Source organism: Saccharopolyspora dendranthemae (genome assembly GCF_007829955.1).
In the GTDB taxonomy this organism is placed as follows: Bacteria; Actinomycetota; Actinomycetes; order Mycobacteriales; family Pseudonocardiaceae; genus Saccharopolyspora; species Saccharopolyspora dendranthemae.
Genome location: NZ_VIWX01000002.1, coordinates 329,213 through 347,476, shown reverse-complemented (window position 1 = coordinate 347,476; position 18,264 = coordinate 329,213). Strand labels below are relative to the sequence as shown.

19 protein-coding genes are annotated in these 18,264 nt (G+C 69.4%); 9 read left to right on the top strand and 10 right to left on the bottom strand.

Features of this window, described 5'->3' with window-relative positions:
• Positions 1–6 precede the first annotated feature (6 nt).
• From FHU35_RS10535 to FHU35_RS10510, 6 genes are read left to right on the top strand one after another with little or no spacing between them, the layout of a single operon-like run.
• Positions 7–270, top strand: a complete 264-nt coding sequence (locus FHU35_RS10535; protein WP_145738322.1) for a sarcosine oxidase subunit delta — start codon at positions 7–9, stop codon at positions 268–270.
• Positions 267–3,083 carry a 2Fe-2S iron-sulfur cluster-binding protein gene (locus tag FHU35_RS10530; protein ID WP_145738321.1) on the top strand — a complete coding sequence of 939 codons (2,817 nt, stop codon included), beginning with the start codon at positions 267–269 and terminating at the stop codon, positions 3,081–3,083. The genes FHU35_RS10535 and FHU35_RS10530 overlap by 4 nt, the downstream gene beginning before the upstream one ends.
• Entirely contained in the window at positions 3,076–3,675 is a 600-nt protein-coding gene (locus FHU35_RS10525) for a sarcosine oxidase subunit gamma (protein WP_145738320.1), read from the top strand. The genes FHU35_RS10530 and FHU35_RS10525 overlap by 8 nt, the downstream gene beginning before the upstream one ends.
• 8 nt (positions 3,676–3,683) lie before the next feature.
• Positions 3,684–3,926 carry an MDR/zinc-dependent alcohol dehydrogenase-like family protein gene (locus FHU35_RS10520; protein ID WP_145738319.1) on the top strand — a complete coding sequence of 81 codons (243 nt, stop codon included), beginning with the start codon at positions 3,684–3,686 and terminating at the stop codon, positions 3,924–3,926.
• Positions 3,923–4,546, top strand: a complete 624-nt coding sequence (locus FHU35_RS10515) for an MBL fold metallo-hydrolase (RefSeq protein ID WP_145738318.1) — start codon at positions 3,923–3,925, stop codon at positions 4,544–4,546. Before FHU35_RS10520 ends, FHU35_RS10515 begins: the two co-directional genes overlap by 4 nt.
• Complete coding sequence (locus tag FHU35_RS10510; RefSeq protein ID WP_145738317.1) at positions 4,543–5,373, top strand: methylenetetrahydrofolate reductase; 831 nt, start codon at positions 4,543–4,545, stop codon at positions 5,371–5,373. The genes FHU35_RS10515 and FHU35_RS10510 overlap by 4 nt, the downstream gene beginning before the upstream one ends.
• 51 nt (positions 5,374–5,424) lie before the next feature.
• On the opposite strand, the gene FHU35_RS10505 is transcribed toward FHU35_RS10510, so the two are convergent.
• The gene (locus FHU35_RS10505) at positions 5,425–6,627 is read right to left on the bottom strand and encodes a hypothetical protein (protein WP_246110223.1); all 1,203 of its coding nucleotides are present in this window, start codon (positions 6,625–6,627) and stop codon (positions 5,425–5,427) included.
• Between the two features lie 351 nt (positions 6,628–6,978).
• Between FHU35_RS10505 and FHU35_RS10500 the strand changes: the two genes are divergently transcribed.
• Positions 6,979–7,743: a 2-phosphosulfolactate phosphatase gene (locus FHU35_RS10500; RefSeq protein ID WP_145738316.1), complete on the top strand. Its 765-nt coding sequence runs from the start codon at positions 6,979–6,981 to the stop codon at positions 7,741–7,743.
• Between the two features lie 29 nt (positions 7,744–7,772).
• Here the strand turns inward: FHU35_RS10500 and FHU35_RS10495 are convergent, their stop codons facing one another.
• The 5 genes from FHU35_RS10495 to FHU35_RS10475 all read right to left on the bottom strand — a co-directional run bounded on the left by FHU35_RS10495 (position 7,773) and on the right by FHU35_RS10475 (position 12,401).
• On the bottom strand, positions 7,773–8,786 hold the full coding sequence (locus FHU35_RS10495; RefSeq protein ID WP_145738315.1) for a CobW family GTP-binding protein: 1,014 nt from the start codon (positions 8,784–8,786) through the stop codon (positions 7,773–7,775).
• 78 nt (positions 8,787–8,864) lie between these two features.
• The gene (locus FHU35_RS10490; protein ID WP_145738314.1) at positions 8,865–9,326 is read right to left on the bottom strand and encodes a nuclear transport factor 2 family protein; all 462 of its coding nucleotides are present in this window, start codon (positions 9,324–9,326) and stop codon (positions 8,865–8,867) included.
• 93 nt (positions 9,327–9,419) lie between these two features.
• Positions 9,420–9,836 carry a peptidase inhibitor family I36 protein gene (locus FHU35_RS10485; RefSeq protein ID WP_145738313.1) on the bottom strand — a complete coding sequence of 139 codons (417 nt, stop codon included), beginning with the start codon at positions 9,834–9,836 and terminating at the stop codon, positions 9,420–9,422.
• A gap of 426 nt (positions 9,837–10,262) precedes the next feature.
• The gene (locus tag FHU35_RS10480; RefSeq protein ID WP_145738312.1) at positions 10,263–11,555 is read right to left on the bottom strand and encodes an aspartate aminotransferase family protein; all 1,293 of its coding nucleotides are present in this window, start codon (positions 11,553–11,555) and stop codon (positions 10,263–10,265) included.
• Positions 11,556–11,624: 69 nt separating this feature from the next.
• Complete coding sequence (locus FHU35_RS10475; protein WP_145738311.1) at positions 11,625–12,401, bottom strand: FadR/GntR family transcriptional regulator; 777 nt, start codon at positions 12,399–12,401, stop codon at positions 11,625–11,627.
• 119 nt (positions 12,402–12,520) lie between these two features.
• Between FHU35_RS10475 and FHU35_RS10470 the strand changes: the two genes are divergently transcribed.
• Positions 12,521–14,173 (top strand): L-lactate permease, encoded by a 1,653-nt coding sequence (locus tag FHU35_RS10470; protein WP_145738310.1) that lies wholly within the window; start codon positions 12,521–12,523, stop codon positions 14,171–14,173.
• A gap of 51 nt (positions 14,174–14,224) precedes the next feature.
• On the opposite strand, the gene FHU35_RS10465 is transcribed toward FHU35_RS10470, so the two are convergent.
• Complete coding sequence (locus tag FHU35_RS10465) at positions 14,225–15,301, bottom strand: tryptophan dimethylallyltransferase family protein (protein WP_186459366.1); 1,077 nt, start codon at positions 15,299–15,301, stop codon at positions 14,225–14,227.
• A gap of 243 nt (positions 15,302–15,544) precedes the next feature.
• Here FHU35_RS10465 and FHU35_RS10460 point away from each other — a divergent pair, with 243 nt between their 5' ends.
• Positions 15,545–16,933: a flavin-containing monooxygenase gene (locus FHU35_RS10460; RefSeq protein WP_186459365.1), complete on the top strand. Its 1,389-nt coding sequence runs from the start codon at positions 15,545–15,547 to the stop codon at positions 16,931–16,933.
• Here the strand turns inward: FHU35_RS10460 and FHU35_RS10455 are convergent.
• From FHU35_RS10455 to FHU35_RS10445, 3 genes are read right to left on the bottom strand one after another with little or no spacing between them, the layout of a single operon-like run.
• Positions 16,887–17,480 carry a GTP-binding protein gene (locus FHU35_RS10455; RefSeq protein WP_246110222.1) on the bottom strand — a complete coding sequence of 198 codons (594 nt, stop codon included), beginning with the start codon at positions 17,478–17,480 and terminating at the stop codon, positions 16,887–16,889. The genes FHU35_RS10460 and FHU35_RS10455 overlap by 47 nt on opposite strands.
• Positions 17,464–17,838 (bottom strand): DUF742 domain-containing protein, encoded by a 375-nt coding sequence (locus FHU35_RS10450; RefSeq protein ID WP_145738306.1) that lies wholly within the window; start codon positions 17,836–17,838, stop codon positions 17,464–17,466. The genes FHU35_RS10455 and FHU35_RS10450 overlap by 17 nt, the downstream gene beginning before the upstream one ends.
• Positions 17,839–17,841: 3 nt before the next feature.
• Positions 17,842–18,261 (bottom strand): roadblock/LC7 domain-containing protein, encoded by a 420-nt coding sequence (locus tag FHU35_RS10445; RefSeq protein WP_186459364.1) that lies wholly within the window; start codon positions 18,259–18,261, stop codon positions 17,842–17,844.
• Positions 18,262–18,264: the final 3 nt, after the last annotated feature.

Below are 18,264 nucleotides of genomic sequence, written 5' to 3'. Positions count from 1 at the left end.
TCCCCCATGATGTTGATCCCCTGCCCGTGGTGCGGGCCGCGCAACGAGACGGAGTTCCACTACGGCGGACAGGCGGACGTCGCCTACCCCGCCGAGCCGAGCGCCGAGTCCGATGTGGACTGGGCTCGATTCCTCTTCTACCGCGCCAATCCCCGTGGCGCGTTCACCGAGCGGTGGAACCACCAGGCGGGCTGCCGACGATGGTTCACCATCACCCGCGACACCAGGACCAACGAGATCCTCCACGACGACAGGGCGGTGACGAGGTGAGCAACGAGTTCAGGCTCGCCGCAGGCGGCCGGATCGACCGGGACCGCGCACTGCGCTTCCACTTCGACGGGCAGGAGTACGAGGGCTTCGAGGGCGACACGCTCGCCTCCGCGCTGCTGGCCAACGGCGTCCACCAGGTCACCACCAGCATCAAGCACGGACGTCCGCGCGGAATCGTGGCCGCGGGCGCCGAGGAACCCAACGCGCTGGTGCAGATCGACGAGCCGTTCCCGGAGCCGATGCTCACCGCGACCACGGTCGAGCTGCGCGACGGTCTGGTGGCCAGCGGCCTGCCAGGGCAAGGTCGGCTGGCGAGCGAACCGGACCCGGCCCGCTACGACGCGACGCACGCGCACTGCGACGTGCTCGTGGTCGGCGCCGGACCGGCCGGCCTCGCCGCGGCGCTCAGCGCGGCGCGCAGCGGAGCGCGGGTGATCATCGCCGATTCCGGGACCGAGTTCGGCGGCCAGCTGCTGGGCAACGACGACGAGCTCGCCGGGAAACCGGCCGCGAGCTGGATCCAGCGCGTCGTGGACGAACTCGCCGCCACCCCCGAGGTGACCGTGCTGCCGCGCACCACGGTGTTCGGCCACTACGACCACAACTACCTACTCGCGCTCGAGCACAAGGGCGAGGACTCCTACGTGCGGCAGCGGACCTGGCACATCCGTGCCCGCGAGGTCGTGCTGGCCACCGGTGCGCACGAACGCCCGCTGGTCTTCCCCGGCAACGACCGGCCGGGCACGATGCTCGCCGGTTCCGCTCGCACCTACCTGCACCGCTACGGCGTCCTGCCCGGCAAGCGCGCGGTCGTGCTCACCACCAACGACAGCGCCTACGCCGCGGCGATCGATCTGCACGACGCCGGGGTCGAGATCGCCGCCGTCGTCGACGTCCGGCCGGTCGTCTCCACCGTGTGGGCCTCGCGCTGCGTCGAGCGCGGCATCACCATCCGCAGCGGCAGCGCGGTGATCGGCACGTCCGGCACCGATCGCGTGACCGGTGCGACGGTGCAGCAGCGGGGCGAGGACTCGACCGCGGAGCTCGACTGCGACCTGCTGCTGGTCTCGGGTGGCTGGAACCCGGCGGTGCACCTGCACAGCCAGTCGCGGGGAACGCTGCGGTACTCGACCGAGATCGGCGCGTTCGTCCCGGATCGCAGCGGGCACGGCGTGCGTTCGATCGGTTCCGCCGCAGGGGTATTCGCGACGGTCGACTGCCTGCGCACCGGTTCCGAGGCGGGCAGCGACGCAGCGCGCGACGCCGGGTTCGTCGCGGACTTCGCCGAGGTGCCCTCCGCAGCGGCACCGCCGGTCCTGGCGCCGGAGCCCACGTGGCTGCTGACCGGCGCGTGCGAGGACGAGCAGTTCGTGGACCTGGCGCGGGATTCGACGGTGGCCGACGTCCGCAAGGCCGTCGGGGCCGGCATGGATTCCGTGGAGCACATCAAGCGGTTCACCACCATCGGCACCGCGCACGATCAGGGCAAGACCTCCGGGATCCTGTCCTCGGGCGTGATCGCCCGGCTGCTCGGCGTCGAGCTCGCCGAGGTCGGCGCCACCACCTTCCGCCCGCCCTACACGCCGGTGGCCTTCGCCGCGCTGGCCGGTCGGGATCGCGGCGACCTCTACGACCCGATCCGGGTCACCGCGATGCACGACTGGCACGTCGAGCAGGGTACGCCGTTCGAGGACGTCGGCCAGTGGAAGCGGCCCTGGTACTACCCGCAGCCCGGCGAGGACATGCACGCGGCGGTGCTGCGCGAGTGCGAGGCGGTGCGCACCGGAGTCGGCATGCAGGACGTCTCGACGCTCGGCAAGATCGACGTGCAGGGACCGGACTCCGCGGAGTTCCTCGACCTCGTCTACACCAACAAGATGAGCACCCTCAAGGTCGGCCGCATCCGGTACGGGCTGATGTGCACCGCCGACGGCATGGTCTTCGACGACGGCACGGTGATGCGCACCGGCGAGAACCAGTACCTGCTGTCCACCACCTCCGGCGGTGCCGCCGGAGTGCTGGAATGGCTGGAGGACTGGCTGCAGACCGAGTGGCCGCACCTGCGCGTGCACCTGACCTCGGTGACCGAGCAGTGGGCCACCATCGCGCTCGCCGGTCCGCGTTCGCGAGAGGTGCTCGAGCGGGCGAGCTCCGGCATCGCGCTGGACACCGAGTCGTTCCCGTTCATGGCCTTCCACGACGGGATCGTGGCGGGCCGGCAGGCCAGGGTGTGCCGGATCAGCTTCTCGGGTGAGCTGGCGTTCGAGATCAACGTGCCCCGCTGGTACGGCCGCGAGGTCTGGGAGGCGCTGCACGACGCGGGAACGCCCTTCGGCATCACCCCGTACGGCACGGAGACGATGCACGTGCTGCGCGCGGAGAAGGGGTTCCCCATCGTCGGCCAGGACACCGACGGCACCGTCACCCCGCACGACCTCGGCATGAGCTGGGCGGTGTCGAAGAAGAAGGACGACTTCCTCGGCATGCGCTCCTTCGCCCGCGCCGACACCGCGCGCACCGACCGCAAGCACCTCGTCGGGCTGCTCCCCCCGGCCGATTCCCCCGTCGTGCCGGAAGGATCGCAGCTCGTGGAGAGGGGTGAGCTGCCGGCACCACCGGTGCCGATGCTCGGGCACGTCACCTCCAGCTACCGCAGCGCCGCGCTCGGCCGTCCCTTCGCCCTCGCACTGGTCAAGAGCGGGCGCGACCGCATCGGGCAGACGATCTACAGCCACGTCGGCGATCGACTGGTGCCCGTGGAGATCACCGAACCGGTCTTCTACGACAAGGAAGGAGCCCGCCGCGATGGCTGAGCCCTACGGCGAATCCCCGCTGGCCGCGCACACCGACGTCCTCACCCGGTCCTCGGTGCCCGGCACCGTGCGACTGTCCGAAGTGGCCTTCAGCGCGCAGGTCACGCTCCGGGTCGACCCGAAGAGTCCTGCGGCGGAAAGGATCGGGACCGCGCTCGGCACGATGCTGCCCAACCAGTCCGGGCAGGTGGCGCGTACGGAACGGCTGCTGATCGCCTGGCTCGGGCCGGACGAGTGGCTGCTCGTCGGCCCGGAGGGCGAGGCCGGGACGATCCGGACGACCGTGACCGAAGCGCTCGGCGAGGAGCACGGCGCCGTCGTGGACGTCTCGGCGCACCGCACCATCATCGAGGTCTCCGGGCCGAAAGCGCCTGAGCTGCTGGCGAAGGGCTGCGCGCTCGACCTCCACCGGCGCAGCTTCGGCGCGGACCGGTGCGCGCAGACCCTGCTGGCCCGCGCCGGCGTCCTGCTGGTCTGCCGCGAAGCGGAACCGCCCGCCTACTGGGTGTTCGTCCGGGCGTCCTTCGCCCGCTACCTCGCCGATTGGCTCAACGACGCGGCCGCCGAGTACCACTGGTCCAGCTGCGCATGAGCGCGGACGTGAGCGCAACCCGCGAGGCGGTGGCCGCGAACGCCTTCACCCGAGGCCGCGCGCAGGAGTCCGGCTGGTACGGTGATCACCTCCCCGAACGGGACTTCCCGATGCTCATCGAGCTCCTCGCGCAGGCCTCGCCGCCGCTCGAGAAGTCCCCCAGCGGGGAGATCTCCCTTGATGACCTCACCGCGGCCTTCGAGAAGTCGTGCCGCGGTGAAGTGCTGCGTTCGGTGGTGACGTTCTGTTGAGCATCCGGGTCGACCACGCGACCGTCGAGGGGAAGTTCTCCCTCGACGGCGAGGTCCACGACGTCGAGAACAACCTGTGGGTCGTCGGTGATGAGCACGAGTGCCTGGTCATCGACGCGCCGCACGACGTGGACGCGATCCTCCGGCTCGTCGCGGGCCGGGAGGTGGTGGGCGTGCTGGTCACACACGCCCACGACGACCACGTGGGGATGGCCCCGCAGCTGGCCGACGCCGTCGGCGCGCCGATCTACCTCCACCCCGCCGAGCGCCCGGTGTGGGAACTGACCCACCCGGTCCGGGAACCGGACGGACGCCTGGTCAACCGCCAGACGTTCCACATCGGACGGTTGAGCCTCAACGTGCTCTACACGCCCGGCCACACCCCAGGCTCGGTGTGCTTCTACTGCCCCGACCTGGCGACCGTGTTCACCGGCGACACCCTCTTCGCCGATGGGCCGGGCGCGACCGGACGCTCCTGGTCCGACCGCGACACGATCATCGACTCGATCCGGGACCGGCTGCTGCCGCTTCCCGCCCGGACCCGAGTGCGTCCTGGACACGGCCCGAGCACGACCATCGGCGACGTCGCGGAGCGGTTCGACGAGTGGGTGTCGAGATGAGCGCGGCCCTCGCGAGCGCGCTGCGCAACGCTTCCTACGAGGTCCTGCCGTTCCGCGGCACCGAGGACGCCGTCCTCACCCACGTCCCGGCGGACGTGCCGCTGACGGTGACCACCACGGAGGCCCGCGGGCTGGAGCCGACCCTCGACCTCGCCGTCCGGCTCAGCAAGAATGGCTACACCGCGGCTCCGCACCTGGCGGCTCGCCTGGTGCGCGACCGCACCGAGCTCGGCGAGATCGCGAGTCGTCTGCTGGAATCGGGCGTGGACCGGCTGTTCCTCGTCGGCGGTGACGCTGCTGAGCCGGTTGGGGAGTTCCCCGACGCGGAGAGCGTGCTGCTCGCCCTCGCCGAGGACGGCTGCGAGTTCGGCCACGTCGGCATCGCCGGATACCCGGAGGGGCACAGCAGCATTCCGGACGAGGTGATCTCAGAAGCGCTGCGGCGCAAGGCCGGTCACGCCGACGAGATCGTCACGCAGCTCTGCTTCAACCCCGGCACCACCGCGGGCTGGGCCGCTCGCCTGCACGAATCGGGCATCACCACGCCGATCCGCGTGGGAGTCCCGGGAAGCGTCAACCGGCAGAAGCTGATCCGGGTGTCGGCGGGACTCGGGCTCGGCCAGTCTGCGCGGTTCCTGGCCAAGCAATCAGCGATGTTCTGGCGGTTCTTCCTGCCCAGCGGCTACCGGCCGGACAAGCTGGTGACCTCCTTGGCCGAGCAGATCCCGCTGCCCGGCAACAACATCAGCGGATTCCACCTGTTCACCTTCAACGACCTCGCGGGAACCGAGCGCTGGCGGCAGCACCAGCTGAGCCGCCTGCGCTAGCCCGGCTCGACCACCGCGCCCACGGCCACGCACCGCAACTCCCCGCAGTTCTCAGTGCTCCTGTTCGTTGCGGCGCTGCTCCTCCCGGTAGCCGTAGGCCGCCTGCCGGACCGCCTGATCGGACTCGAGGCTGGACCCCAGCGCTCCGGCGATCACGCCCATGGTGGTGAACCCCCACGCCAGGGCCAGGTAGCGGGTGAAATCGGCGGGGTGCCCGAGGCTGCTCGCCAGCAGGTTCGGGGGCACGATGAACAGCGCGACCGCGAGGTTGACCACGAACAGTCCGATGTACATGACCCCGATGCCGATCGTCAGCGTCGCGATCGTCGAGGTGTTGTAGAGCAGCGCCTGCTCCCGGTCGTTGGCGCTGTTGTTGCGCCGCTTCTCCCACAACCCGTGCGCGGCGATCAACCATCCGACCAGCAGCGCCACCGACAGCACCCCGGCGAGAACCTGCCGGAACGCGCCGAGCTGGTCGCCGATCTGCCAGATCGTGCTCGACGACAACCCGAAGGCGCTGGTGGCCACGGCCGCGGCCAGCGCGCTGCGCAGGCCGAAGACCAGCTGCGCGGGCTGGTTGGACCGAACCATCCCTGTGAGCAGTCGCAACCGGCCGCGCTTGCGCGTGGTGGTGTAGCGGACGTCGACTTCCTGCTCACCGGTGTTCTCGTGGCGCTGCACGGGGGCGAACAGCCTGGTGAGCTTGCTGTCCAGGCCGTAGCGGTTGCTCCCGCCCCCGCTGCGGCCGGTGAGCTCGTCGACCATCTGCAGCATGACCTGCCGGGAACGCCGGTAGACCTGGGTTCCGCCGAGGGCGGGCAGCGACACCACCGCCACGTGCCGGTCCGGGTCCGCCTCGGCCACCACCGGGCGGCCGTTGGCGCGCACCGGGAGGTCGGTCAGGCAGATCGCGTGGTCCCAGTTGTGGCGGTCCATCCGCTCCCGGGTGGACGCCAGGATGTCGCGCGTGTTGTGCCTGCCCGCCGTCACCGGGTCGACGTCGACCTCCACCGCCCACGACAGCTCGTCGTCGCTGAGCATGTCGGGCAGGTCCCGGGCGAGCCGCCGTGAGACCTGCTCGGGCATGTCAGGATCGGCGATCAGCCCGAGGCGCCGATCGGGAGCCCTCGACTCCGGTTCGCCGCGTTCTGCGAGCTGCTCGGCTTCCCGTTGGTCCTCGGAGCTCTCGTCGTGCTCCTCGCCGCCCGGGTCGCCGGCTTCACCGGAAACATCGCCCCGGTCCTGCTCGCTCATGCTCCGCCCTCTCTCGATAGCCGTTACCACGCGCCCGGGGTTCTTGCGGCCCCAGGCGCGCTGGCGACGTTACATACCCCCGACCCCGCCCGCAGAGAACCCCCGCCCGTCGCGGAAGGCATCGACGAGCTCCAGCTCGGCACCCGGCCACGCCGAGGCAGGGGGTGGGGAAGTTTTCATGAAAACTTCCCCACCACAGGTGCACCAGCAACCGGTGGTAGACGTCGGCGAGGTCGCCGTCGCAGTCCGCCTCCAGCACTCCCGCCTCGGAACCGGCGCCCAGACTCCGGATACACGATCCCCACTTTCGACTCGTCCGCTCGATGCTGTCGCTGCACTAGCTTCGCGAAGATGCCAACGACGGAATGGGCGCAGCAGTCTTCGTTCGGGGTGCGGTTCGACTGGGGCGCTTCGGGAGCGGAAGTGGTTTCGTCGGGCTGTCTGGTGATCGTCGACGTGTTGTCGTTCACGACGTCGGTCACGGTCGCTGTGGAGCGGGGAACGCGCGTGTTCCCCTACCGGTGGCGCGACAGCACGGCTGGTGAGCTGGCCGCGCGCGAAGAAGCGGAACTGGCGGTGGGCCGGAGCCAGATGAGCGCTGCTTCCCCTTGGTCGCTGTCGCCTGCCGCGCTGCGGCTCGCGCCGTTCACCGAACGGCTGGTGCTGCCCTCTCCCAACGGCTCGACCATCGCGTCCTCGGCGGGCGACAACGTGACGGTGGTGGCCGGTTGCCTGCGCAATGCGACCGCCACCGGGCACGGCCTGACCGAACGCGGCTGGGGCACCGCCGAACGTCCGGTGAGCGTGATAGCCGCGGGTGAGCGCTGGCCTGACGGCGGACTCCGCCCAGCCGTGGAAGACCTGCTCGGCGCCGGTGCCGTCATCGCCGCGTTGCACGATCGCGGCCGTGGGCCGCTCTCGCCGGAGGCCTCGGCCGCGCTCGCCGCGTTCCGAGCGACCGAGGACGTCCGCACCGCTCTCGCCCGCTGCGCTTCCGGCCAGGAGCTCATCACCAGCGGTTACGCCGACGACGTGGCGATCGCCGCGGAGCTCGACGTGACCGGGGCGGTGCCCGTGCTCTCCAGCGAAGCCGGTTTCGGGCACGCCTGGGCCTGACCCGCCGCGCTCGTCCAGGCAGCAGGTGCTCAGGCGTCGATGTGGCGGGCCAGGTTGAGCATGCCCATCTCGTCGATCCTGCCGGGGTCCGGGTCGATGCAGTCCTGGAGGCGGCGGTGGAGGTCGTCGGTGTCGAGATCCGTGCCGATGAGGACGAGGTTGGTGGCCCGGGAGCCCTTCCACCTGGACTTCTCGAAGGCGGCGAAGACGCCGACCGTGTGCAGCATGTACCGCTGGTCGTCACCGGACGGACCGAAGTCGACGGGTCCCTTCATGCGGTAGACGCCGCGGCTGCGCTCGTTGAGGAAGCGCACGAACGCCGACGGGTTCAGCGGCCGGTCGGCGATGAACTCCATCGACTCGTAGGCGGTGTGCATGTGCCGCTCGTGGTCGTGGTCGTGCTCCTCCAGGTCGGCGAAGGACAGCTGCCTCGCGCCCGCGGAGTCGCGCACGCCGGGGTCGTCGAAGAGGATCCCGGGCGCGATCCTGCCCCGCTCGACCGCCAGCACAGCGCCGTCGGCGATCTCCCGGACCGCTCCGACGACCTGCTCGCGGTCGGCGTCACCGACGCGGTCGATCTTGTTGACCACGACCAGGTCGGCGAGCCGCACGTGGTCGTCGAGCTCGGGGTGCTTGGCACGGGTGTCGTCGAACTCGGCGGCGTCGACGACCTCCACGAGGCCGCCGTACTCGATCACCGGGTTCTGCGAGGACAGCACCAGCCGGACCAGCTGCCGGGGCTCGGCGATCCCGCTGGCCTCGATCACGATGGCGTCCAGCGGAGCGCCCGGGTAGGCGAGCCGGTCGAGCATCCGGTCCACGCCGTCGGAATCGACCGCGCAGCACAGGCAGCCGTTCTCCAGCGACATCGCGACGTCGACCTGTCCGGCGACGTTCATCGCGTCGATCCCGATGCTGCCGAAGTCGTTGACCAGCACGCCGATCCGGCGCCCGTCGTCGTTGCGCAGCAGGTGGTTCAGCAGGGTCGTCTTGCCCGAGCCCAAGTAGCCCGCCAGCACGACCACCGGAATTCGCGCCGTCACCGCGCTCCCCCAGATCGGAACTCGCTCACCGTCGCCATCCTCCCACGCGGCGCTGCGAGGACGGCGACGGAGCGGGAGCTAGCGGAGGGGGATGTCGATCCCGCGCTCGGCCTCGGGGCGAGGACCGCGGATGCGGCGGTCGGCCTCGTCGATCGCGACGTCGTTGATGCTGGCCTCGCGACGGCGCATCAGGCCGTGCTCGTCGAACTCCCAGAGCTCGTTGCCGTAACTGCGCCACCACTGACCGGAGGCGTCCCGGCACTCGTACTGGAAGCGAACGGCGATGCGGTTCTCCCAGAACGCCCAGAGGCTCTTGCGCAGCGCGTAGTCGAGCTCGCGTTGCCACTTGCCGGTCAGGAAGGCGACGATCTCCTCCCTGCCGTCGACGAACACGTCCCGGTTCCGCCACTGCGAATCCGGCGTGTAGGCCGAGGCCACGCGCTGCGGATCGCGCGTGTTCCAGGCGTCCTCCGCCGCCTGGACCTTCTGCAGCGCGGACTCGTGGGTGAACGGCGGGTAGGGCGGGCGGTCCTCGGGCACTGCGACCTCCGTTGTCGGGCTGGGCGCCGCTCGCGCGGCGAGAGGCGTCCTGCGGTGCACGACCGCAGGACGCCTCGGTACCACATCAGCCGATCACAGGCAGTCGGAGTCCTGGGTGTCGATCTCGTCGATCCGGTTGTCCCAGCTCCCGCCGGCTTCGTGCGGGTAGTCGACGAACTTGCCCAGGTCCTCCTGGTGGTAGAGGACGTCCCGGAAGCTCGACAAGGTCGTCCAGTCGCTGATCACCACGCAGTGGTCCGTGTTGTTCTCGTACGAGGAGGCCTTGTTGCGGGCCCACTCGGGCAGGACGTACGGCCCCTGCCTGACGTTCACGCTGATCATCGGCGCGCTCCAGTTCGCGTCGTCGTAGAGGCAGAACGAGCCCTCCGGGCAGTCCGCCTTGGCACCGGCGGCCGAAGCGGGCTCCGCCGCAGCCATCGACGAGCTCGCCGCCGCCGACATGACGACCAGCCCGAGCGCCCCCAGCGCCGTCCGGACGGATGATCGCATCGATTTCCTCTCCTTCGCGTTGATCGGGTTCGCGCCACTGCGGGCCCACCCGGCACCCGAGTCGATTCCGACCGGGTTTCGAATTTCCCCCAGCAACAAGCTCTTCCAGCGAGCGATCAAGATCGCCGCTCGCTTTCCCAGGGTGGAACGCCGATTCCGATCTTCGCGAGCATCGGAGCGGAACGGCACACGATCAGCCCAAGCTTGATCGACTTAAGTTGTCCGCGAACGTTCAACAACCACAACGATCCGACACTTGCGCCCAGCGCGATCCGAAGGCACGTCCGCGACGCGGGAGCGGCCGGTCCCAGTTTTAGTCCAAACTGAGCAGACATTTCGGGCATTGATCATGCTCAGTTATGACTAAAACTGGGACTCGGCCGGGAAACCCCTCTACTGGGTGATGGGTGGAGAGGGTCTCGGGGGTTACTTGGTTCGGGTCACGTGGGTGAGGGCTTCGTCGAGGATGGCGAGGCCTCGGTCGATCTCGGCTTCGGTGGCCGTGAGCGGAGGTGCGATCCGGAACGTGCCGCCCATGCCGGGGAGCTGGACGATGTTCATGTGCAACCCGAGCTCGGTGCACCGCTGAGTCACGGCGGCACCGAGCTTGTCGACGTCACCGCCGTCGGAGCCCGCGGTGAGCTCCAGACCGACGAGCAGTCCCCGCCCCCGGACGTCACCGATCACCGGGTGCTCGCCCGCCAGCTCGCGGAGACCGCCGGTCAACCGCTCCCCGAGCTCACCGGCGCGCAGGTCGAGTCGGTCGCGGGAGAGCACGTCGAGGACCGTGTTGCCGACCGCCGCCGGGAGCGGGTCGTTGACGTGCGTGGTGAAGAACAGGAAACCGCGATCGTGCGCCTGCTGCTCGATCTCGGCGCTGGTGAGCACCGCGGCCAGCGGCAGTCCCGCGCCGAGCGTCTTGGACAGCGTGAGGATGTCGGGGACGACGCCGTCGCGCTCGAACGCGTACCAGCTCCCGGTGCGGCACAGGCCCGTCTGGGCCTCGTCGAGGATGAGCAGCATGCCGCGCTCGTGGCACTTGTCGCGCAGCGCCGCCAGGTAGCCCACGGGCAGGTCGACGACGCCGCCGGAGCTCAGGATCGGTTCGACGATGCAGGCCGCGAGGCTGCCGACGGACTGCGCGTCGATGAGGTCGAAGCCCAGGTCGAGCTGACGTCGCCAATCCAGGTCGCCGTGGGCGTCGACGAGGTCGGGGTGGAAGGCGTCGGGAACGGGCAGCGCGAAGTTGCCGGGCGTGGCCGGGCCGTATCCGACACGTCCCGCGCTGTAGGTCGCGTGGGCGGCGGCCTGGGTCATGCCGTGCCAGGAGCGGGCGAAGGAGATGATCTCGTGCTTGCCGGTCACCAGCTTGGCCATCCGCAGCGCCGCCTCGTTCGACTCGGCACCGGTGGTCAGGAACATCGCCTTGTCCAGCGGCTCCGGCACGGTCTCGGTGAGGCGCCGAGCGAGGTCGATGACCGGGCGGCTCAGCATCCCGCTGTAGAGGTGGTCCAGGCGGGCGGTCTGCTCCCGCACGGTCGCGACGATCTCCGGGTGCGAGTGCCCGAGGATCGCGCTCATCTGCCCGGAGGTGAAGTCGAGCAGTTCGCGCCCGTCCTCGGTGAACACCGAGGAGCCTTCCGCGCGCGCGATGACATCGGGGCTGAAGGCGCCGCGTCCGGAGTAGCGGATCAGGTCACGTGTGGCGAGGTCGTCCATGCGGCAGAAAGTACGGAGCCACCGCACGGCACGTCCAGAGCCCGGACGGGGGCTCGGCGGCGGAGCGCTCTACGCCCGCTCGGCGGTGAAGAAGCCTCCCAGGCCGTCGCGGTAGAAGCCCCGGATGTGCTTCTCGGTGCACTCCTGCGCGGCGGCACCATCGCCGGCCGCCAACGCCCGGTAGATCGCGTGGTGGTCCTTCCGGAGCCCTTCGACGATGGGTTCCCAGCCGTCGCCGAGCTCGTGGAACGCCGTCAGCAGCGGCCGCTTCATGGATTCGCGGATCGCGATGGTCATGTCGGCGATCAGCCGGTTGCCGCCCGCTTCGGCGATCGCGACGTGGAACTCGGTGTCGAGCTCGTTGAACCGCTCCCGATCGCACTCCGGGTCGTCCATGGCCGCGAGCAGTTCGCGCAGGCCCGCGAGCTCGGCCCGGGTCGCTCGTTCGGAGGCGTTCCACGCGCTCTCGCGCTCGAGCATCACCCGGGCGTCCACGACGTGCTGGACGGGGAAGTTGGCCAGCGCCACGTGCAGCCGCAGCAGTCGGTTGAGCGCCTTGCTCGGCGTCGCGGCCACGGTCGTACCGGCATCGGGACCGGTGCCGACCGACATCCGCAGCACGCCCTGGGCCTCCAGCGCGCGGAAGGCTTCACGGACCGCGCCGCGGCTCACACCGAGCATCTGCGCGAGGTCGCGCTCCGCGGGTAGCCGGTCACCGACCTGGAGTTGACCGGTCACGATCTGCTCTTCGACCCGCTCGATAACGAGTTCGTAGGTCCTCGCCCGCGCCACCGGGCGCCACGATCCGCCTTCGTTGAGGTCCTCGCCGCCATCGACCCCGGCCAATTCGGTGCCCCTCTCAAGCCTTTACAGCCCGTTTCAAGGCCCTTAGGGTACATCCACCTTATGGTCGGACCACATAAAGGTCGACATGGCGTTTCGTGACTCAGAGAGGTGTCGCGCCTGTGTACCAACCGGATCCAGCGCCCCTTGGCGGAAGCCTGGCGTTCTCGGCCCTGCTGTCGGCCCTCCCCCTCCTCACGGTGTTCGTGCTGCTGGGCGCGCTCCGGGTGAAGGCGCACTGGGCGGCGCTGTCCGGACTCGCGGTCGCCCTGGCCGTGGCCGTGCTCGCCTACGGCATGCCCGTGGGCATGGCCCTGTCGTCAGCGGGCGAAGGTGCCGCGTTCGGCCTCCTGCCGATCATGTGGATCGTGTTCACCGCGATCTGGCTCTACCAGCTCACGGTGACCGCCGGGCGCTTCGAGGACCTGCGCACGTGCTTCGGCGTGATCTCGCCCGACCCGCGGATCCAAGCGGTGGTCATCGCGTTCTGCTTCGGCGGCCTGCTCGAAGCGCTGGCCGGGTTCGGCGCTCCCGTGGCGATCACCGGGATGATGTTGGTCGCGGTCGGTTTCGCGCCGGTGCGCGCCGCCGTCACCGTCCTGCTCGCCAACACCGCACCGGTGGCGTTCGGCGCCCTGGGAACCCCGATCATCACCGCGGGCGAGCTGACCGGGATCCCCTACGAGGACATCGGCGCCGTGGTCGGCAGGCAGACGCCGCTGCTCGCGTTCGCCGTGCCGTTCCTGCTCGCGCTCATCGTCGACGGACGGCGCGGCCTGCGCGACATCTGGCCGGCCGCGCTGGTGACCGGGGCCGGGTTCGCCGTGGCTCAGTTCGTCTGCGCGAATTACCTCTCGGTGCAGCTGACGGACATCGTGTCCTCGCTGGCGGGAGCCGTTGCACTGGTGATCCTGCTCCGGTTCTGGCGACCCACCGGCGGTGAGGCCGCGACCCATCGCCTGCGCTCCGCTCAGGACGATGCTCCCGGTCGGCCCGGCGGGGCTCCCGCCGCCGAGCAGCCGGTCACTCCCGCGCGAACCGCGATGGCCCTGTTCCCCTACGCGCTGGTCGTGGCCGTCTTCTCGGTGGTCAAGCTCTGGGGATCGCTGGGCGACGCGCTCGACAGCACCACCGTGGAGATCCCCTGGCCCGGCCTGCACGGGCAGCTGCTGACCGCCTCCGGTGAGCCCGCCGACACCGCGGTGTTCGACCTGGACTGGCTGTCCTCACCCGGAAGCCTGCTGCTGCTCTGCGGTTTCGGCGTCGCGGCCGTGTACCGGATCCCGCTGCGGTCCGTGCTGTCGGACCTGGTCTCCACGGCGAAGTCCCTGCGGTGGTCCGCGCTCGCCGTGGTCGGCGTCCTGGCCCTGGCCTACGTGATGAACCAGTCGGGCCAGACCACCACCATCGGCACCGCGATCGCCAGCGCGGGCGCGCTGTTCATCTTCCTCTCCCCGGTGCTGGGGTGGATCGGTGTCGCGGTGACCGGATCGGACACCAGTGCGAACGCGCTGTTCGCCGGGCTGCAGCAGGTCGCCGCGCAGAGGGTGGGCGTCGACCCGGCTCTGCTGGTCGCCGCCAACACCTCGGGCGGCGTGATGGGCAAGATGGTCAGCCCGCAGAACCTCACCATCGCCGCCACCGCCGTCGGCCTGGCGGGCCAGGAAGCGACGCTGCTGCGCACGACTCTGAAGTGGAGCCTAGGACTGCTCCTGGTCCTCTGCGCCCTGGTCTTCCTGCAAGCCACCGTCCTGTCCTGGATGCTGCCGGGCTAGTCCCAGAACGCGGTGGAGGCGGCGTCGACCGCCTCCACCGCGTCACCGGCCTCAGGCTTCCGCTGGCCGGTCGTAGACGGAGAACCTCAGGTACACACCCAGATCCGCCGGTTCACCCGGGGCCGTGGTGCGGTACGCGACGAGGTCCTGCAGTCCTGTCATCCTCGCCGCCTCTCTCGGCGCGAGGGCGTTGATCAGGGCCCGGTAGGACCGCGGGTCGACGCCCTCCTGCCGCATGAGCCCGGAGATCCGCCCGGCTGCGTCCTCATCGGACTGCGCGTTTCCCGGTAATCGGAAGTACAGGTTGGCCTCCACCGGACGGTTCGAACCTTGTCGAAAAGCGAGGCAGACCAAGGGCTCCTCGCCTTCCGCCTTGTCCTGTCCGTGATACAGCGATCGCCACACCCGCTCGGCCCGATCCGAATCGTGCCCGCTCGCCAGGGACGCCACCGCGTTCACGTCCTCCCAAGCGCGACTGCTGATGCGGAAGTAGACCTTGACGCGCGCGCGATTCGAATCCATCAAATCAAGTGCCACGAATTCGACATCAATTCCGCGGTCCACCAATTCCGGCATCCACATTCGAACCGAAGACCACGGCGTGCTGAGCCCGAGGCGTTCCATCGCCTCAGTCGATTTCTCCATCACGCCCGCCTGATCGACGGTTTCCACCTGCGGATTGAAATAGGCCTTGTACCGAACGGGCTCTCCTGGTCGCCATGCGAGCGAATGCCAGATGGTGGGACGGTTCACGAGCGGATCGTCGCTGACGAAGAGTTCTTCCACGCAGCGGTAGCGGTGCAGGTCCACGCCTTTCCGGCCGTCCAGCCGATCGGAGAGGGCGCGGCCGGCCCGCTGGCAGCCGGCCGGAGTGTTCTCGTCATCGAGGGATTCGAAGAGGACTCGGAGCTCCGGGCGACCCGCCCGCCAGCTGATGGACATCTCGGCTGGAAAGCCGTCCGCTGAAACAAAAGAGGGAACCTCAGGGCAAGAGCCGATCGGGTGATCACCCCAGGGGCTCAAGGCAACGCTGAGTTCTGTGACGAGGGTCTCCACTTCGGAACGGGAGAACCCGAGATGCTCGGCGGCGGTTCGGTACTGGCTGGTCAGGAACTGTGTGAATGACACGCCTCGCGCGGGGAACACACCCCACCGGCGAACGGATGACGATACCGCTCTTGAACTTTGCACTACCCCGACCTTCCGCATCGCGGTTACGCTTGATCGCGGCACGGCGCCTGTCAGCAACGTCTACACGATCTCATCCTTCCGACGAATTGGGAATGGTCTGCACGCGGAGAGGGCTCGATGGGCACTGTGGACTCTCATGGAAAAAGCACATCTGACCAGCTTGATCATCGTGATGTGTGCGTGATCGGAGCCGGTATATCCGGACTCGCGATGATGCGCTCGCTCAAGCAGCGCGGCGTGACGTTCGTCGCCCTGGAACGCGACAACGACGTGGGCGGGGTGTGGAACTTCGGCCGCTCCAGCTCGCAGGAGTCACATCCGGCCTACGACTCCCTGCACCTCAACACCTCCAGCAAGGTCACCGGGTTCACGGGATTCCCCGTGCCCGAGGACTTCCCGCGGTACCCGCGGCACGACCAGGTCGCGTCCTACCTGCGGCGCTTCGCCGACGAGCACGACCTCACCAGCAACATCGAGTTCGGCGCGCACGTCCACCGCGTGGAACCGGCACCGGGTGGAGGCTGGTTGGTCACCAGCGGTGAGGGCGGGGAATCCGCGCGGACGCGGCACTTCCGGAACGTCGTGCTGGCCTCGGGGTATCACTCGGTGCCACGACACCCGGACCCGGATTTCACCGGTTCGGAGCTGTTCCGCGGCAGGCGGCTCCACTCCACCGACTACACGAGCCCGGAACCGTTCCGCGACCAGGCGGTCGCGGTGGTGGGATTCGGGAACTCGGCCTGCGACATCGCCGCCGAGCTCTCGCGCGTCGCGTCCCGAACGGTCCTGTCCATCAGGCGAGGTGCGCACGTGGTGCCGAAAACCCTGATGGGGATGCCGATCGACGAGATCGCCGCGAGCCGCTGGTGGTCGTTCCTGCCGTTCAAGGCGCAGCGCAAGCTCATCGAGGTGCTGCTGCACCTCTCGCGCGGGCGGATCACCGACTACGGCCTGCCGGAACCCGATCACCGGGTGATGGAAGCTCCCATCACCGTCTCGGACGAGCTGCTGAGCCGACTCTCGCACGGTGAGATCACGGTCCGACCGGGAATCCGCGAGCTCACCACCGAGGGCATCACGTTCAGCGACGGCAGCGCTGAGGACGTCGACGCCGTCGTCCTGTGCACCGGCTACGACATGTCATTGCCGGTGCCCGACGACGTCGTCTTCGACGAGGACGGCAGGCTCTCGCTGTTCCAGCGGATCGTGCCGCCCGGCCACGACGGGCTCTACCTGGCCGGATTCCTGCGCCCGGTGGGCGCTTTGACCCGCCTGGCCGAGCTGCAGGCGGAGTGGATCGGCGAACTCGTCACCGGCGAAGCCCACCTCCCCGCGCAGGACGAGATGGTCGCCGAGGTACGCGGCCACCTCTCCCGGAGCGCCGGGCGCTACGGTGCGCAACGCCCGGAGGACGCCCTGCACGTCGACGTCCCGAGCTACGTCCGAGGGCTCAAGCAGGAGCGCCGACAGGGCCGGGAGCGCCCGGCCGACGCGACGTCCCCGGCCCGCCAGGGCAACCGGCTCACTGACCTGCGCCGACCGCCTGCTGAGTGGCCATCAGCGTCATGACGTGCTCGAGCAGCCTCGCCAGCACGTCCTTGACGTCGCCCCGCTCCCGCGCGTCGAAGTTCACCACCGGGACCTTGGCGGTGTCGATCTGCAGAGCGTTGGCGATGTCCTCGGCCTCGTAGCGCCTCGTGCCGTCGAACTCGTTGACCGCGACGACGTAGGGGATGTTGCGGTCCTCGTAGAAGTCCAGGCTGGAGAAGCAGTCGTCGAGGCGGCGCGTGTCGGCCACGACCACGGCGCCGAACGCGCCGTGGGTGTGGTCGTCCCACACCGACCAGAACCGGGACTGGCCGGGCATTCCGAACAGGAACAGCGGAGTGCCGTTGCTCAGGTTGATGCGACCGAAGTCGATGCTGACCGTCGTGGTCGTCTTCTCCGGCACACCGGTGAGCGCGTCCACGGTGGCGCTGGCGTCCGTGATCGGCTCGTCGGTCAGCCGCACGTACCGATCCGGATCCGCCACGCTCTTGATCAGCGTCGTTTTGCCGCAACCGTAACCACCGGCGATGACGAGCTTGACCGGCGGCCGCTCAAAGCTGTTTAACACTGTCCAGAACCCCCTGTAGGTATTCCAGTGTTGCATCGGAAACGGTCTCGTCCGGAGCGCTTTCGCCGTCGAGGCTGAGGACGCCCCGGCGGAGCAGCGCACCCACGAGGGCGCGTGCGGTCAGTACCGGCGTCCCCAGGCTTCCCGCCACTTCAGCTATGGCCACGGGGTTCTTCGCCAGTTCCAGCGCGGCGCTGTCGCTCATCGACAGGTCTCGATATCCCCCGCTGCCGGGGTTCGCGACCACCTGGGTCGCCAGGTCCAGGTCCAGGTCCGACTTCTCGGGGGCGCCGGCGACGACGAACGGCCGGACCCCCGCTCCCGGATCTTCGGCGTGGACGTTCTGCTGATCGGACATGGGTTACGGCCTCGTCCCGGTCAGCGAGCCGGAGCCACCGCGCCCCTCGGTCACGAGGTGCTCCCCGACCTGCGCCAGCAGCCGGTCGAGCTCGACGTTGACGATCAGCGGGTCGGCGGCGGTGTTGACCACCACGGTGATCCCGGAGCGCTCGGCGGCCAGCGCGAGGATCACGAACCGGTTCGTGCCCTCGATGACCGTCTTGTTCAGATCACCGCCCCCGCCGATCACGCTGACCCTCTTGGACGAGCTGAACGCCGAGGCGGACATCGCGGCGAGATCCTCCGCCTGCTCCTTCGAGACGCCTTCGGAGGCGGCCCTGGGGAAACCGTCCGACGACCACAACACGACGCAGTCCACGTCGGCGACGCGCTGCGCGAAATCCGTCAGCACCCAGCTCAAGTCGTCCCGGCTCTCGCTCACTGT

What these genes read in the sequence shown, in the direction of transcription:
- FHU35_RS10500 (WP_145738316.1), top strand. Translation starts at nt 6,979, where the DNA reads ATGCCAACGACGGAATGGGCGCAGCAGTCTTCGTTCGGGGTGCGGTTC.
- FHU35_RS10480 (WP_145738312.1), bottom strand. Translation starts at nt 11,555, where the DNA reads ATGGACGACCTCGCCACACGTGACCTGATCCGCTACTCCGGACGCGGC.
- FHU35_RS10535 (WP_145738322.1), top strand. Translation starts at nt 7, where the DNA reads ATGATGTTGATCCCCTGCCCGTGGTGCGGGCCGCGCAACGAGACGGAG.
- FHU35_RS10505 (WP_246110223.1), bottom strand. Translation starts at nt 6,627, where the DNA reads ATGAGCGAGCAGGACCGGGGCGATGTTTCCGGTGAAGCCGGCGACCCG.
- FHU35_RS10510 (WP_145738317.1), top strand. Translation starts at nt 4,543, where the DNA reads ATGAGCGCGGCCCTCGCGAGCGCGCTGCGCAACGCTTCCTACGAGGTC.
- FHU35_RS10450 (WP_145738306.1), bottom strand. Translation starts at nt 17,838, where the DNA reads ATGTCCGATCAGCAGAACGTCCACGCCGAAGATCCGGGAGCGGGGGTC.
- FHU35_RS10485 (WP_145738313.1), bottom strand. Translation starts at nt 9,836, where the DNA reads ATGCGATCATCCGTCCGGACGGCGCTGGGGGCGCTCGGGCTGGTCGTC.
- FHU35_RS10525 (WP_145738320.1), top strand. Translation starts at nt 3,076, where the DNA reads ATGGCTGAGCCCTACGGCGAATCCCCGCTGGCCGCGCACACCGACGTC.